Annotated in this window: 16 protein-coding genes; all 16 read left to right on the top strand. The window is 45.2% G+C overall.

Going from position 1 to position 13,742, the window contains the following annotated elements; genetic code table 11:
* The first annotated feature begins 69 nt into the window (after nt 1-69).
* Nucleotides 70-1,596: an ABC transporter ATP-binding protein gene (locus DWX28_RS03125; RefSeq protein ID WP_118251876.1), complete on the top strand. Its 1,527-nt coding sequence runs from the start codon at nt 70-72 to the stop codon at nt 1,594-1,596.
* Nucleotides 1,589-2,656, top strand: coding sequence for an ABC transporter permease (locus tag DWX28_RS03120; RefSeq protein ID WP_022213808.1), 1,068 nt, complete (start codon nt 1,589-1,591; stop codon nt 2,654-2,656). Before DWX28_RS03125 ends, DWX28_RS03120 begins: the two co-directional genes overlap by 8 nt.
* Before the next feature lies 1 nt (nt 2,657).
* On the top strand, nt 2,658-3,593 hold the full coding sequence (locus tag DWX28_RS03115; protein ID WP_022213809.1) for an ABC transporter permease: 936 nt from the start codon (nt 2,658-2,660) through the stop codon (nt 3,591-3,593).
* 175 nt (nt 3,594-3,768) lie between these two features.
* Nucleotides 3,769-5,313, top strand: coding sequence for a YjjI family glycine radical enzyme (locus tag DWX28_RS03110; RefSeq protein WP_022213810.1), 1,545 nt, complete (start codon nt 3,769-3,771; stop codon nt 5,311-5,313).
* Nucleotides 5,314-6,156: a YjjW family glycine radical enzyme activase gene (locus DWX28_RS03105; protein WP_022213811.1), complete on the top strand. Its 843-nt coding sequence runs from the start codon at nt 5,314-5,316 to the stop codon at nt 6,154-6,156.
* A 74-nt stretch (nt 6,157-6,230) separates the two neighbouring features.
* Complete coding sequence (deoD, locus tag DWX28_RS03100; RefSeq protein WP_022213812.1) at nt 6,231-6,941, top strand: purine-nucleoside phosphorylase; 711 nt, start codon at nt 6,231-6,233, stop codon at nt 6,939-6,941.
* A 180-nt stretch (nt 6,942-7,121) separates the two neighbouring features.
* Nucleotides 7,122-7,787, top strand: a complete 666-nt coding sequence (deoC, locus tag DWX28_RS03095; protein ID WP_022213813.1) for a deoxyribose-phosphate aldolase — start codon at nt 7,122-7,124, stop codon at nt 7,785-7,787.
* A gap of 28 nt (nt 7,788-7,815) precedes the next feature.
* Nucleotides 7,816-8,238, top strand: a complete 423-nt coding sequence (locus DWX28_RS03090) for a cytidine deaminase (RefSeq protein WP_118251875.1) — start codon at nt 7,816-7,818, stop codon at nt 8,236-8,238.
* Nucleotides 8,239-8,447: 209 nt separating this feature from the next.
* Complete coding sequence (locus DWX28_RS03080) at nt 8,448-8,933, top strand: YbaK/EbsC family protein (RefSeq protein WP_118251822.1); 486 nt, start codon at nt 8,448-8,450, stop codon at nt 8,931-8,933.
* Nucleotides 8,878-9,609, top strand: coding sequence for an alpha/beta hydrolase (locus DWX28_RS03075; RefSeq protein WP_118251821.1), 732 nt, complete (start codon nt 8,878-8,880; stop codon nt 9,607-9,609). Before DWX28_RS03080 ends, DWX28_RS03075 begins: the two co-directional genes overlap by 56 nt.
* Before the next feature lie 106 nt (nt 9,610-9,715).
* On the top strand, nt 9,716-10,210 hold the full coding sequence (locus DWX28_RS03070; RefSeq protein WP_118251820.1) for an RNA polymerase sigma factor: 495 nt from the start codon (nt 9,716-9,718) through the stop codon (nt 10,208-10,210).
* Nucleotides 10,194-10,958 carry a zf-HC2 domain-containing protein gene (locus tag DWX28_RS03065; RefSeq protein ID WP_118251819.1) on the top strand — a complete coding sequence of 255 codons (765 nt, stop codon included), beginning with the start codon at nt 10,194-10,196 and terminating at the stop codon, nt 10,956-10,958. Before DWX28_RS03070 ends, DWX28_RS03065 begins: the two co-directional genes overlap by 17 nt.
* 101 nt (nt 10,959-11,059) lie before the next feature.
* A complete protein-coding gene (locus DWX28_RS03060; protein ID WP_118251818.1) occupies nt 11,060-12,391 on the top strand; it encodes an MATE family efflux transporter in 1,332 nt (443 codons plus the stop codon).
* Nucleotides 12,392-12,406: 15 nt separating this feature from the next.
* Nucleotides 12,407-12,832 (top strand): MarR family winged helix-turn-helix transcriptional regulator, encoded by a 426-nt coding sequence (locus tag DWX28_RS03055; RefSeq protein WP_118251817.1) that lies wholly within the window; start codon nt 12,407-12,409, stop codon nt 12,830-12,832.
* 103 nt (nt 12,833-12,935) lie between these two features.
* Nucleotides 12,936-13,391, top strand: a complete 456-nt coding sequence (locus DWX28_RS03050; RefSeq protein WP_022213823.1) for an amino acid permease — start codon at nt 12,936-12,938, stop codon at nt 13,389-13,391.
* A complete protein-coding gene (locus DWX28_RS19795; protein WP_022213824.1) occupies nt 13,384-13,734 on the top strand; it encodes a serine hydrolase in 351 nt (116 codons plus the stop codon). Before DWX28_RS03050 ends, DWX28_RS19795 begins: the two co-directional genes overlap by 8 nt.
* Nucleotides 13,735-13,742: the final 8 nt, after the last annotated feature.

The following is a 13,742-nucleotide window of genomic DNA, read 5'->3' as shown; positions in this document are numbered from 1 at the left end:
CCACTGGAGACAGTGAAAAGAGCAAAACAACAAACAAAGGAGGCGGCATACGTGGGAAGAACAAGCCATATGGATGAGAGCAAAGTCGTAATCCAGATGAAAGACATCGTAAAAAAGTTTGGCGATTTTACAGCGAATGACCACATCAATCTGACCGTACACAAAGGAGAGGTCCACGCGATCCTGGGAGAGAACGGAGCCGGAAAGAGTACAATGATGAACGTACTCTGTGGACTTTACAAACCGACCAGCGGACAGATTTTTATTAATGAAAAGGAAGTACATTTTAACAGTCCGAAGGATGCTATTGATATCGGAATCGGTATGGTACACCAGCACTTTATGCTGATCCAGCCATTTACTGTGACCGAAAATATCATTCTTGGTATGGAGCCGACCAAGGGCCTGTCCGTCGACAAGGCAACAGCAAGAAAGAAAGTCCTGGAACTGTCCGAGCGTTACGGAATGAAAGTAGACCCTGACGCAAAGATCGAGGATATTTCCGTAGGTATGCAGCAGCGTGTGGAAATCCTCAAGGTTCTGTATCGTGGTGCAGAGACACTGATTCTGGATGAGCCGACTGCTTCCCTGACACCACAGGAGATCGAGGGACTTATGGAGATCATCGATAACCTGACCGCAGATGGCAAGAGTATTATCCTGATCACCCATAAGCTCAAAGAAATCACTGCTTCCTCTGACAATTGTACGATCATCCGTCAGGGTAAATATATTCGTACCGTAAAGGTATCAGATGTAAACGAGAATGATCTGGCAGCCATGATGGTAGGTCGTGATGTCAACTTCAAAGTTGACAAGAAAGACATGGAACCAGGCGAAGTCGTTCTGGAGGTCGATGATCTGCATGCCAAGGATTACCGAGGTGTAGAGATCCTCAAGGGATTCCACCTGAATGTCCGCAGAGGTGAGATCGTAGGTCTTGCCGGCGTAGATGGAAACGGACAGACAGAGCTTGTAGAAGTCCTGACAGGTCTTCGTAAGGCAGAATCCGGCAAGGTTACTGTACTTGGTAAGGACGTATTCAATAAGAGTCCTAAGGAAACTTTTGCGAATGGAATTTCCAGTATTCCTGCTGACCGTCAGAAACATGGTCTGATCCTGGAATTTTCCAATGAAGACAACCTGATTCTGCAGCACTTTGAGGAAGAACCGTTTTCGAATCACGGCATTCTGAACCGAAAAGCGATCAAGAAACATGCAGAGAAACTGATCGAGAAGTTTGATGTCCGTCCGAGAGGATGTGCAGAAGCACCGGCGGGTACACTGTCCGGTGGAAACCAGCAGAAGGTTATCATTGCCCGTGAGGTGACAAACGACAAGGAACTGCTGATCGCAGTAAACCCGACCCGTGGTCTTGACGTAGGTGCGATAGAGTTCGTACATAAATATCTGGTAGAGCAGAGAAACAAGAATCGTGCGGTCTTACTGGTATCCTTCGAACTGGATGAGATCATGAGTCTGTCTGACAGAATCGAGGTTATCTTTGATGGCCAGATCACCGGAAGTGTTCCGGGTAAGGATGCAGATGAGAAAGAACTTGGATTTATGATGGCAGGAGGAAAAACAAATGAATAAGAAAAAAAGCATTCTTGAGAGCAATGTACTCTATACCATCGTTGCGATCATTGCAGGTTTCCTGGTAGGTGCGATATTTCTTCTGATCGCCGGAATCAGTCCTGCAGTAGCATATGGCAAGCTGTTTGACAGTATTTTCAGCAAACCGAAATATCTGGTGTGGACTCTGGTTTATGCGAGCCCGCTGATCTTTACCGGACTGAGTGTGGCTTTCTCCTTCCGAACAGGTGTATTTAACATCGGAGCAGAAGGCCAGTTCGTAATCGGTAGTCTGGTAGCCTGTGTACTTGGTATTGTCCTCAAGCTTCCGCCGGTCCTTCATGCACTTGTATGCCTGGTGGCGGCAGCAGCAGCCGGCTGTATATGGTCTCTGATCGTAGGTGTCCTCAAAGTAAAACGAGGTATTCACGAAGTATTGTCCTTTATCATGTTTAACTGGATCGCATTTTATCTGTCCAACTATGTGGTAAACCTTCCGGGAATCCACAGAGAGAGCAGTGAAGCGACACTGGATATCGCCGAAAACGCGAGACTTCTTCTTCCGGAGGGTATCCGTAAGGCTCTGGACTGTAATGCAGCACACTGGGGCATTCTGTTCGCAGTGATCGCAGCAGTAGTTATCTGGGTCATCATCGAGAAGACAACACTTGGATACAAATTAAAAGCCGTAGGATTTAACAGAAACTGTGCACAGTATGGCGGTATCAATGCAGATGGTTCTGTGCTGACTGCACTTGGAATCTCAGGTCTCTTATCCGGTCTCGGCGGCGCGGTTCAGGTACTTGGTATGGCAGGTCGTCTGAGCCAGTTTGCAGGACAGGAAGGATTTGGATTTGAAGGTATCACCGTTGCCCTGATCGGAGGATCCAACCCGATTGGATGTATCTTTTCCGGTATCTTCTATGGTGCAATGAAATATGGCGGTTCCAAGCTCAGTATCGTAAAGGCACCGTCTGAAGTTGTTGATATTATCATGGGATGTGTTGTTCTCCTGATCGCCATCTCACACGTATTCAAAGTATTCGTACTGAATGCTGCAAAGAAGAAGGAGGCTAAATAAGATGAACGGATTAATTAAAGACCTTGGTCTTCTGATCAATGCGACTCTGATCGCAACACCGCCGCTTCTTCTGGCGGCACTTGGCTCCTGTTTTTCTGAGAGATGTGGAGTTGTAAACATTGGTATCGAAGGTATGATGACAATTGGTGCATTCACCGGAGCGGTAATGGGCCTGACTACCGGAAACGGCTGGATCGCATTCTTATGTGCAGGACTGGCGGGCGCATTGTTCGGCCTGATCCATGCATTTGTATGTATTTCCTGCCACGCAGACCAGACGATCGCCGGTACAGCGATCAACTTCCTGGGACCTGGACTTGCACTGTTTCTCTGCAAGGCAATGTATAATAACTCATCAGATACACCGGCTATGGACCCAAGCTGCAAGCTTCCGAAGCTGTTTGAGGGTGTCTTCCCGACAGGTTCATTCTGGAACAACGTATTAAATGTTTACGCAGTAGCGTATCTGGTATTCATTCTTGCATTTGTGTGCTGGTTTGTATTTTACAAGACAAAATTCGGAGCACACCTCCGTGCAGTCGGAGAACATCCGGAAGCATGTGAATCTCTGGGAATCGATGTTTACAAAGTTCGTTATACCTGTGTGATCCTGTCAGGATTTTTTGCAGGACTTGGCGGCGCATTCGTAACTCTGGCAACCATCAACCAGTTCCGTCCAAGCGTTATTGTAGGACAGGGATTTATTGCGATCGCAGCTGTAATCTTTGGTAAATTCTCACCGGAGGGCGCAACAAAGGCATGCCTTCTGTTTGGTCTCTGCAGTGGTATCAAATCTCTGGCAGCACAGAGCAATGTGGTATCCCCGAACCTGATTTCCATGATTCCATATGTGGTAACGATCATTGCACTGGTACTGTTTGTTGGTAAGGCTCACACACCGGCAGCCAACGGAAAGATTTTTGTAAAATCCAAATAAACGGTACAAGTGGAGCAAAGAGTGCTGTAAAAGACTGAAAACAGTTTTTGCAGCACTTTTTTTGACAGCAAAAAAAGACATTTGTTCTTTTTTGTTTACAGGAAATATGGTATAAATAAGATAAGACAACTGAGGGAAAATAATAGTTTTTTATAGTATTTTAGGAGGAATTACTATGCGTGACATTTCTATGGAAAGAGTCAATGAAACAAGAAAAAACATTCTGGAAATTATAGAGAGCGCAACGCTGACTCATGAACAGAAGCTGACCTGCCTTGCAAATCAGGCAGATTCTCTGATGGAAGTACTTGATCTTCCGGAAGGACTGGATGAGCTTCTGAATGTACCGATCGACCGCAAATGTATCTGCGACCTGTCTGAAGGACATGCGCCGATGCGTCCGCGTTACATTATCCCGGATTATGCGAAATTCCTGAAAGAAGGAAGCAAATTCTTGCAGCTCGATCCGCCGACCGATCTCTATGAGGCACTGAACAGCCTGATGATCTTTTATAAACATGTACCGAGTGTTACCAATTACCCGGTTTACGTAGGACAGCTGGATGAATTACTGGAGCCATACATCGATACCGTCGATGAAGCTCAGGCAAAAAAGATGCTGAAGCTGTTCCTGACACAGATGGACCGCACGATCCTCGATTCCTTCTCACATGCAAACATCGGACCGAGAGAGACCAAGGCAGGACGTCTGCTTCTGGAAGCTGAGAAAGAACTGGAAAATGCAGTTCCGAACTTAAGCTTCAAATATGACGAAGACATTACTCCGGATGATTTTGCTCTCAAAGCGATCGACTGTGCAATGCACAGCGCAAAACCAAGCTTTGCCAACCACAAGATGTTCAAGAGCGAGCTTGGTGAGAATTATGTGATCGCCAGCTGCTACAATGGCCTTCTGCTTGGCGGCGGTGCGTATACCCTCTGCCGTCTGGTCCTTGGAAACATTGCCAAGAGAGCAAAGAACATCCAGGATTTCAAAGAACGTGAACTTCCATATGTACTGGATATCATGGCTCGTTACATGGATGCAAGAATCAAGTTCGAGGTAGAAGAGAGCGGATTCTTTGAGAATAACTTCCTGGCAAAAGAAGGATTTATCCACAGAGATCGTTTCTCCGGCATGTATGGTCTGGTAGGTCTTGCTGACTGTGTCAATATCCTTTTCGAAAAAGAAGGTCTCAAGGGACGTTTCGGACATGATGAAGCAGCCAATGATCTGGGTGTGGAGATCATGGAGATCATCAAGGAATTTAATCTGAACCACAAGAATAAATATTGTGAAGGAACCGGCGGACATTTCCTCCTTCATGCACAGGTAGGACTTGCTGAGGATGAGAATGTAACTCCGGGAACACGTATCCCGATCGGCGAGGAACCGGAAGAACTGATCGATCAGCTCAACGTGCTGAGAAAGTTCCACAAATACTTTACTTCAGGAACCGGCGATATCTTCCCGATCGATATGACTGTTCATCGCAATCCGGAGTATGTACTGGATATCATCAAGGGCTCCTTCAAGATGGATCTTCGTTACCTGTCCTTCTATTCCAGCGACAGCGATGTGATCCGTGTCACAGGATATCTTGTAAAACGTTCTGAACTTGAGAAACTTGCAAACGGAGAGGCTGTTCTGCAGGATACCACAGCTCTGGGGCTTGGTGCTGCAAGAAACGGACATATCCTGGAGAGAAAGGTACGTTAAATGAAAGCAGTAGTGAACCGGATCATCCCGTTCAGCAGTGTGGATGGTCCGGGTAACCGGACGGCAGTGTTCCTGCAGGGATGTAATATCAACTGCAAATACTGCCACAATCCGGAAACAAGGAAATTATGTGTACAATGCGGTACCTGTGTGAAACAGTGCCCGGCAGGTGCACTGTCTTTTGATGAGAATGGCAAAGTGGCGTTCGATCCATCGAAATGTGTACAGTGTGATACCTGCATCCACGTCTGTCCCAACGACAGTTCTCCGAGAACCTTTGAGATGACACCGGAAGAAGTCTATGCAAAAGTTAAGAAGCAGATTCCGTTCATCCGAGGTCTTAGTGTTTCAGGGGGAGAGTGCATGCTCTGGCCGGAGTTCCTGACAGAGTTGTTCCGCCTGGCAAAGAAGGACGGACTGGGGACACTGATCGACAGCAACGGCATGATCCCGTTTGAGGATTATCCGGAACTGATGGAAGTATCAGACGGCGTAATGCTGGATATCAAAGCGTTTGAAGCTGCCGAGCACAGGAAGGTCACCGATTTTACAAATGAAATGGTGTTGAAGAATGCTGTATATCTGGCAAAAACTTCCAAGCTTTATGAAGTAAGAGCGGTCATCGTACCGGATCTTTATGATACAGAGAGAAGTATCCGTGAGATGGGAGATTTTCTTGCACCATATCTCAAGATCAACGATATCCGCGTAAAGATCATTGCATACCGTCCGATGGGAGTCAGGGAGCAGTATTCGCATTACCAGGTTCCAAACCAGGAGTATCTGGCTTACCTGGCTGATATATTAAGGGAAAAAGGATTTCAGCACATTACGCTGATCTGACGGATTATAAATATCCGCCTAATCTGGGGAATGATATTACAGCAAAAACGAAATTAATATAAAGGAGGAGTAAGATGACAAATATTCCAACTGCACACAACAGTGCCAAAGCAGGAGATTTTGCAAAAACTGTACTGATGCCGGGAGATCCGCTCCGTGCAAAATATATTGCAGAGACATATCTGGAGAATCCAAGACAGGTGAATGCTGTCAGAAACATGTTCGGATATACAGGAACCTATAAAGGAAAGGAAATTTCTGTTATGGGAGGCGGTATGGGGATGCCGTCTATCGGAATCTATTCTTACGAGCTGTTCAATTTTTATGATGTAGATCAGGTCATCCGTATCGGTTCTGCCGGAGCTTTCCAGGACAACATCAAACTGATGGATGTGGTGATCGGTATGGGTGCCTGCACAGATTCCAATTATGCGTATCAGTATGGCCTGCCGGGAACTTTCGCACCGATCGCAGATTACGAACTGCTGAACAGAGCTGTAGAGACTGCGAAACGTCAGGGCACGAATGTGGTTGTAGGTAATGTTCTGTCTTCCGATGTATTCTACAATGCCATGAGCAATGTAAACGACCTGTGGCGCGATATGGGCGTGCTGGCAGTGGAGATGGAAGCAGCGGCATTATATATGAATGCTGCCAAAGCAGGAAAGAAAGCACTCTGCATGCTGACAATTTCGGATCATCTGTATACGGGAGAATCCTTAAGTGCCGAGGACCGTCAGCTTGGATTCGGCAAAATGATGGAAATTGCACTGGAACTGGCATAATGAATAATAAGAGTTACTGTTCACAGGTAGTATCTCGCGAGGTGTTTTGCCATGAATATGGCAAAATCCCGAGATATACAGGGCAAAATTCCATCACCGTAGGTGATGTGGAATGGATTTTGACCAAGTTACTGTGAACGGAGTGAACAGTAACTAATAAGAATGGAGAATAATAAAAACATGGATGTAAAAGAAATTTTAAAACACGTAGATCATACTTTACTGACACAGACTGCTACATGGGAAGAGATCAAACAGATCTGTGACGACGCAATCAAATATGGAACAGCCTCCGTCTGCATTCCGCCTGCATATGTAAAACAGGTCAAAGAATATGTGCAGGACAAAATGGCAGTCTGCACTGTTATCGGTTTCCCGAACGGATACATGACTACAGCAACAAAAGAATTCGAAACAAAAGATGCTCTGGCAAATGGTGCAGATGAGATTGATATGGTCATCAACATCGGCTGGGCAAAAGACGGCAAGTTTGACGCGATCGAAGAAGAGATCCGCACTCTCAAAAAAGTCTGCGGTTCCAAGATCCTCAAAGTGATCATCGAGACCTGCCTTCTGACCGATGAAGAAAAGATCAAAATGTGTGAGGCAGTTACCAAAGCAGGAGCAGATTATATCAAAACCTCTACCGGATTTTCCAAGGCAGGTGCGACTTTTGATGATATCAAACTGTTTTCCGAGCACATCGGCCCGAATGTAAAGATGAAAGCAGCCGGAGGAATCTCTTCTCTGGATGATGCAGAAAAATTCTTAAGCCTTGGAGCAGATCGTCTCGGCACAAGCCGTATTGTCAAAATCATCAAAAACGAAGAAGCTACAGGCTATTAAGAAAGAGTTGAGCAGAAATATGAAGAAAATGGAACAGAAACAGATTCAGGAACTGATCGAAAAAGCGATCGGTATGATGGATTATTCTTATGTACCGTATTCACATTTTCATGTAGGTGCGGCATTGCTGGCAAAGAACGGTAAGGTTTATGGCGGCTGTAACATCGAAAATGCGGGATACACACCAAGTAACTGTGCGGAGAGAACTGCATTTTTTAAGGCAGTCAGTGAAGGCGTAATGGAGTTTGACGCTATCTGTGTGGTTGGTGGTATGAATAAAATTATGAAAGAATACGCAGCTCCATGTGGTGTTTGCCGCCAGGTTATGATGGAATTCTGCAATCCTGAAGAATTCCAGATTATTCTCGCAACCAGCAAGGACCAGTATGAGATTTTCACGCTGAAAGAACTTCTTCCGCTTGGATTTGGTCCAGATAATCTGAATAAATAAAAAAGCTGGAATAAAAATCCACGGCGTGATTGACGAAAACGCTTCAACGTGGTATACAGATAGAGTGACAACTGTAAGGAATAAAATACAGATGTCACTCTATTTTTGATTTTAAGAAACTTGGCGTGATCCCCGGTGGGTTCCGTCTGCCAGATGGCCATTATGAGGATATCATTCCACATTATTATGTACTGTAAAAGGAGGACATCATGTCATTAAAAAGAGCAGAAGAATATCTGGAAAATAAGGGATTTCTGGATCATGTGATCGAACTTGAGGAATCCACAGCAACGGTTGCGATGGCAGCAGAAGCACTCGGTGTAGAGCCGGGAATGATCGCTAAGACGATGTCCTTTTTGCAGGGAGAAAATGCGGTTCTGATCCTCACAGAAGGCACTGCAAGAGTCGATAATCGTAAGTATAAAGATACCTTTCATGTCAAAGCAAAAATGATCCCGTTCGATCAGGTAGAGGAAGTGATCGGACATGCCCCGGGCGGCGTGTGCCCGTTTGGAATCAACGATGATATTGAGGTTTATCTGGACGAAAGCTTAAAGAAATTTGACACCGTATACCCGGCAGCAGGCAACGACCACAGCGCAGTAAAACTCACGATCCCGGAACTTGAACAGGTCGCAGATGCAAACGGACAGGAAGCGTCCGGTCGTTGTGATCTGCCCGGGCGGTGGTTATGAAATGACCTCCGACAGAGAGGCAGAATCAATCGCCATGCAGTATCTTGCAAGAGGATATCATGCGGTGATCCTGCGCTACAGTGTAGCTCCGGCGAGGTATCCGCTGGCGTTAATGCAGCTTGCAAAAACGGTCGCATATTTAAGAGAACATGCAGGAGAATTCCATATTGATACGGACAAGATCATCCTCCAGGGCTTTTCTGCGGGAGGTCATCTGGCAGCGAGTCTTGGCGTATTCTGGAGGGAAAAATTCATCTCAGAAGCTCTGCATACAGATGCGGAAATGGTGAAGCCAAATGGAATGATCCTCAGTTATCCGGTCATTACATCTGGAAAATTTGCGCATATGGGTTCTTTTGAAGCTCTGCTCGGAGAGAACAGTAATGATTCGGAAAAGAGAAAAAAACAGTCCCTGGAATTCCAGGTAACAGAGGATACTCCGCCGACTTTTCTGTGGCATACCGTTACAGATGATACCGTTCCGGTTGAGAATTCCATGCTGTTTTTTGAAGCATTGCGCAAACACAGAGTACCCGTAGAACTGCATCTATATCCGTCAGGCGGTCACGGCCTCAGTCTCGCAAACGAAGAAACCAGCCACGAAGATGGCGGCTGCATCCAGCCAGAATGCCAGTCATGGATAGAACTTGCGTGCACGTGGATTGGGAATTTATAAAAGAGAAAAAGGTGTTCCATAGATCGGAATGCCTTTTTCTTTTGTGAGATTTTTTGTAACGTTTCTGATACATACATCGTCATATATGTGAAGGAGGAAAACACCAATGCTGAATATTCAGGAGATATACGAACAATATTTCACCATCGTATACCGTTATCTGCTTTCGCTTTCGCATAATACCCATATCGCAGAGGAACTCACACAGGAAACATTCTTCAAAGCCCTGAAAAAAGTCGACGATTTCAGAGGCGACTGTGACCTGCGAGTGTGGCTTTGTCAGATCTCCAAAAACACATATTATGACTATCTGAAGAAAAATAAAAAGTATGCACCGGAATCTCAGGAAGAAACAGAGGATACTTTTGTACCGGATCTGCTTCAGAATTTTTCGGATAAAGAAACGGCATTTCAGGTTCACAAAGTACTGCACAGACTTGCAGAGCCGTACAAAGAAGTCTTTTCCCTTCGTGTGTTCGGAGAACTGTCATTTACCACAATCTCCTCGCTGTTTGGCAAAAGCGAAAGCTGGGCAAGAGTCACTTATCACAGAGCATGTAAGAAGATCAGGGAGGAATTAAACCATGAAGATCACCTGTAATATCATAGAAGACCTACTTCCGCTTTATGTGGACGATATGGTCAGTGAAGACAGCCGCCAGCTTGTAGAAGAACATCTCAAGACGTGTCCCGCCTGCAGAAAGATGCAGGAAGAAATGATGAGAGAAAATCGTCTGACAGCCACCGCGAAAGGAAACAATTTGACACAGACAAACAAAACAGAGGCAGAACCACTCCGAAAGATCCGCCGAAAGATCCGTAAGAAACGGATTGCATCTGTCCTTCTGGCGGTCATTCTCGTAGTGGCAGCAGGCGGAATCGGACATTACTGGTACTATGACAAAGAGAATTATATTTCCTGGGACGAGGCAGATATTTCCGTAAAAGACGGGAAAGTATATTCTACAGTCAATCCACTGGGACGGATGAAATCGATTCTGTCGGTGGATCAGAAAAACATGTTCTATATGCTGTCAGAAACCATGTGGACCCGCAAAGAATACCCATCCGATCCGAATACAGAAAATGAGCTTTGGAATCTGCAGGATTTTCAGGAAGCATATGAGCGCGGAGCGGACGAATCTACAGATGAAACCTCGTTTCCAACAGGGATTGAACATGTCTATTATGTTGACCCGGAGAATGTAAAAGAAACTTTTGCACTTTGGGATTACCAGGATGAACCAGAGAAAGCGCAGCAGAAAGAAGAAGTGCTCGCAGCGAAATGTCATTTGATCTGGAGCGCAGATAACACGGAATCAGTGGATGCAGAAAGCACGGCGAAATAGGAATTGTTTGTGAATGTATAAAATTCTTCTTGCATTATGTACGAAATCGTACTATGCTATCAAGTACGATTTCGTACATTTTTTATATCAGGAGGATTTTTATGCATATTGAATTATCGGAGCATTTCACTTACAGCAAACTGCTCCGCTTCACATTCCCATCCATCATTATGATGGTGCTGACCTCCATCTATGGTGTTGTAGATGGATTTTTTATCTCAAACTTTATCGGCGCAGAGCCTTTTGCTGCGGTCAACATTGTCATGCCGTTCCTGATGATCTTCGGTGCGGTCGGATTTATGATTGGAACCGGAGGCAGTGCCCTCGTTGCCTACACTCTGGGCGTTGGCGATAAGAAGAAAGCGAACGAGATCTTTTCTCTGCTTGTTTATCTGCTGGTCGGTCTGGGACTTCTGTTTACCGTAATTGGTGAGATCTTTGTCGGACCGATCTCGCAGTTTCTGGGTGCAGATGCCGAAATGCTCCCATATTGTGTGACTTACGGCAGGATCCTGATGCTTGCCCTTGTTCCGTTTATGCTTCAGAATGTATTTCAGAGTTTTCTTGTCACAGCGGAGCGTCCGCAGCTTGGACTTGTTACAACATTGGTATCTGGTGTGTTAAACATCGTGCTGGATGCATTATTTATCGCAGTATTTCGATGGGGAGTGGCAGGTGCCGCATCTGCTACAGCACTCAGCCAGACGATCGGCGGCATTGTACCACTGACCTTTTTTATCATGTCAAGGAGCAGTAAACTTCGTCTTGGAAAAACACATATGGATCTGCGTGCGATCACAAAAGCCTGTACAAACGGTGCTTCCGAGTTTATGACAAATGTGTCTATGTCAATCGTAAATATGCTGTATAACTGGCAGCTGATGCGAATGCTCGGCACAAATGGTGTTGCGGCATATGGCGTGATCATGTATGTGAACTTTATTTTTCTGTCTATTTATATCGGCTATTCGATGGGAAGCGCACCGATCGTAGGCTACCATTATGGCGCAGGAAACAGAAACGAACTGAAGAATCTCTTCAAAAAAAGCCTCAGGATCATTCTGGTCATGAGCATAGTTCTGACCATAGCGGCAGAACTTCTGGCAAGACCGCTGTCGATGATCTTTGTAAGCTACGATACGGAACTTTTGGAAATGACAACCTATGCATTTGCCGTATATTCCATTTCCTTCCTTGTTTCAGGATATAATATCTATGCCTCATCGTTCTTCACGGCATTGAACGACGGATTTACTTCCGCGATGATTTCTTTTGGAAGAACGCTGATTTTTGAAGTGATCTGTGTTCTGGTACTTCCGATCCTGTTCGGACCATATGGGATCTGGTATGCAGTGATCGCGGCAGAAATTTTTGCACTGATCCTGTCGATCTTCTTCCTGATGCGCAACAGGAAAAAATACGGTTATATTTGATGGGAGGCGTAGTTCATGGAATCAAGATTTAAAGAATGGGTTTATATTGAAGGTCTGATGCAGAGTGCCTACCATGAGTCTGCACTCAAGATGAATCTCTCAGACAGTGAATTCTGGATTTTGTATGTTTTTAATTTTCATCAGGAAGGCTGCAACCAGAGCGTTCTCTACAAAGAAGCCTGCCTGACAAAATCCACCGTAAATTCAGCAATCCGCAAGATGGAGCAGAAAGACCTCCTCTACCTTACCCCAGGAGAAGGCCGCAATACAATGGTCTTCCTCACCGAAAAAGGCCGTAAACTGATGGAAGACACCGTCTACAAAGTCATCCAGATCGAAAACACGATCTACGATACCTGGACACCTGAGGAACAGAAACTTTTTATGAAACTCAACTGTGATTTCGCCGAGAAACTGCGGGATAAAATAAACGAACTTTGATAGCAGGGGCTGCCATATGGCAGTCCTGTTTTGACAACTCTAAGCTGCCTGTTTACAACAAACAAAAACTACGATAAAATATTCTTCTAAGAGCAAAGTTGAGGTGGCTGGTGTAGAGACGATTCTTCCGGCAGCACAGGCAATCCTGCCGTCCGTAGTCTACAAGATTTTTATGATCGGTGGACCGATTATGGCAATCATCACAACACTGAACGGAGTATTCAATGATGTCAGATATCCAATCGCACAGGCTGCAAAGGATGGCTGGCTTCCAAAAGGAATCCTGAAGGAAAATCGTTTTGGTGCACCATTTCTGATCTATACATACACATTGATCGTAGTACTGCTTCCGATCATTTTTGATATGAGCATCGTAACGATCACAAATATTTTCCAGGTGATCACATTTTTTATGAACGTAACAGTTGTATATGCGATCTCACGTCTTCCGCAGAAATATCCGGATGCCTGGAGCAAAAATAAATTCCATCTTAAAAAAGGCGGTATCCGTATTGAAACATCTATCTGGCAGCCGTCTGAAGAGGAGAAAAATGACTGATACATTTACAAGAACTGAACTTAATCCAATAAAACTGGCAGAAATGCTGGAAGAACTTGAGAATACAGTTGAACTGCACAGTATATCTGTTCGCTACAAAGGCGAGACTGTTCTGGAAGGAGCCTGGGCACCTTTTTCACTGAATGATCCGCAGATGATGCATTCCCTGTCAAAGATCGGAACCAGTATCTGTGTTGGTTTTGCTGTAGACGAAGGAAAACTTCATCTGGAAGATCATCTTCTGGATTATGTGAGAGAAGAGTTACCGGCGGCGTATGATGAAGCACTGGAAGATATTACAATTTATGATCTGCTTACCATGCAGGCAGGATCAACTGGCTGACAAGTCCG

It is taken from the genome of Blautia sp. AF19-10LB, assembly GCF_003461245.1.
In the GTDB taxonomy this organism is placed as follows: Bacteria; Bacillota; Clostridia; order Lachnospirales; family Lachnospiraceae; genus Blautia_A; species Blautia_A intestinihominis.
This window is presented reverse-complemented; position numbering and strand designations above follow the sequence as displayed.

What these genes read in the sequence shown, in the direction of transcription:
- DWX28_RS03125 (WP_118251876.1), top strand. Translation starts at nt 70, where the DNA reads ATGGATGAGAGCAAAGTCGTAATCCAGATGAAAGACATCGTAAAAAAG.
- DWX28_RS03120 (WP_022213808.1), top strand. Translation starts at nt 1,589, where the DNA reads ATGAATAAGAAAAAAAGCATTCTTGAGAGCAATGTACTCTATACCATC.
- DWX28_RS03115 (WP_022213809.1), top strand. Translation starts at nt 2,658, where the DNA reads ATGAACGGATTAATTAAAGACCTTGGTCTTCTGATCAATGCGACTCTG.
- DWX28_RS03110 (WP_022213810.1), top strand. Translation starts at nt 3,769, where the DNA reads ATGCGTGACATTTCTATGGAAAGAGTCAATGAAACAAGAAAAAACATT.
- DWX28_RS03105 (WP_022213811.1), top strand. Translation starts at nt 5,314, where the DNA reads ATGAAAGCAGTAGTGAACCGGATCATCCCGTTCAGCAGTGTGGATGGT.
- deoD (WP_022213812.1), top strand. Translation starts at nt 6,231, where the DNA reads ATGACAAATATTCCAACTGCACACAACAGTGCCAAAGCAGGAGATTTT.
- deoC (WP_022213813.1), top strand. Translation starts at nt 7,122, where the DNA reads ATGGATGTAAAAGAAATTTTAAAACACGTAGATCATACTTTACTGACA.
- DWX28_RS03090 (WP_118251875.1), top strand. Translation starts at nt 7,816, where the DNA reads ATGGAACAGAAACAGATTCAGGAACTGATCGAAAAAGCGATCGGTATG.
- DWX28_RS03080 (WP_118251822.1), top strand. Translation starts at nt 8,448, where the DNA reads ATGTCATTAAAAAGAGCAGAAGAATATCTGGAAAATAAGGGATTTCTG.
- DWX28_RS03075 (WP_118251821.1), top strand. Translation starts at nt 8,878, where the DNA reads ATGCAAACGGACAGGAAGCGTCCGGTCGTTGTGATCTGCCCGGGCGGT.
- DWX28_RS03070 (WP_118251820.1), top strand. Translation starts at nt 9,716, where the DNA reads ATGCTGAATATTCAGGAGATATACGAACAATATTTCACCATCGTATAC.
- DWX28_RS03065 (WP_118251819.1), top strand. Translation starts at nt 10,194, where the DNA reads ATGAAGATCACCTGTAATATCATAGAAGACCTACTTCCGCTTTATGTG.
- DWX28_RS03060 (WP_118251818.1), top strand. Translation starts at nt 11,060, where the DNA reads ATGCATATTGAATTATCGGAGCATTTCACTTACAGCAAACTGCTCCGC.
- DWX28_RS03055 (WP_118251817.1), top strand. Translation starts at nt 12,407, where the DNA reads ATGGAATCAAGATTTAAAGAATGGGTTTATATTGAAGGTCTGATGCAG.
- DWX28_RS19795 (WP_022213824.1), top strand. Translation starts at nt 13,384, where the DNA reads ATGACTGATACATTTACAAGAACTGAACTTAATCCAATAAAACTGGCA.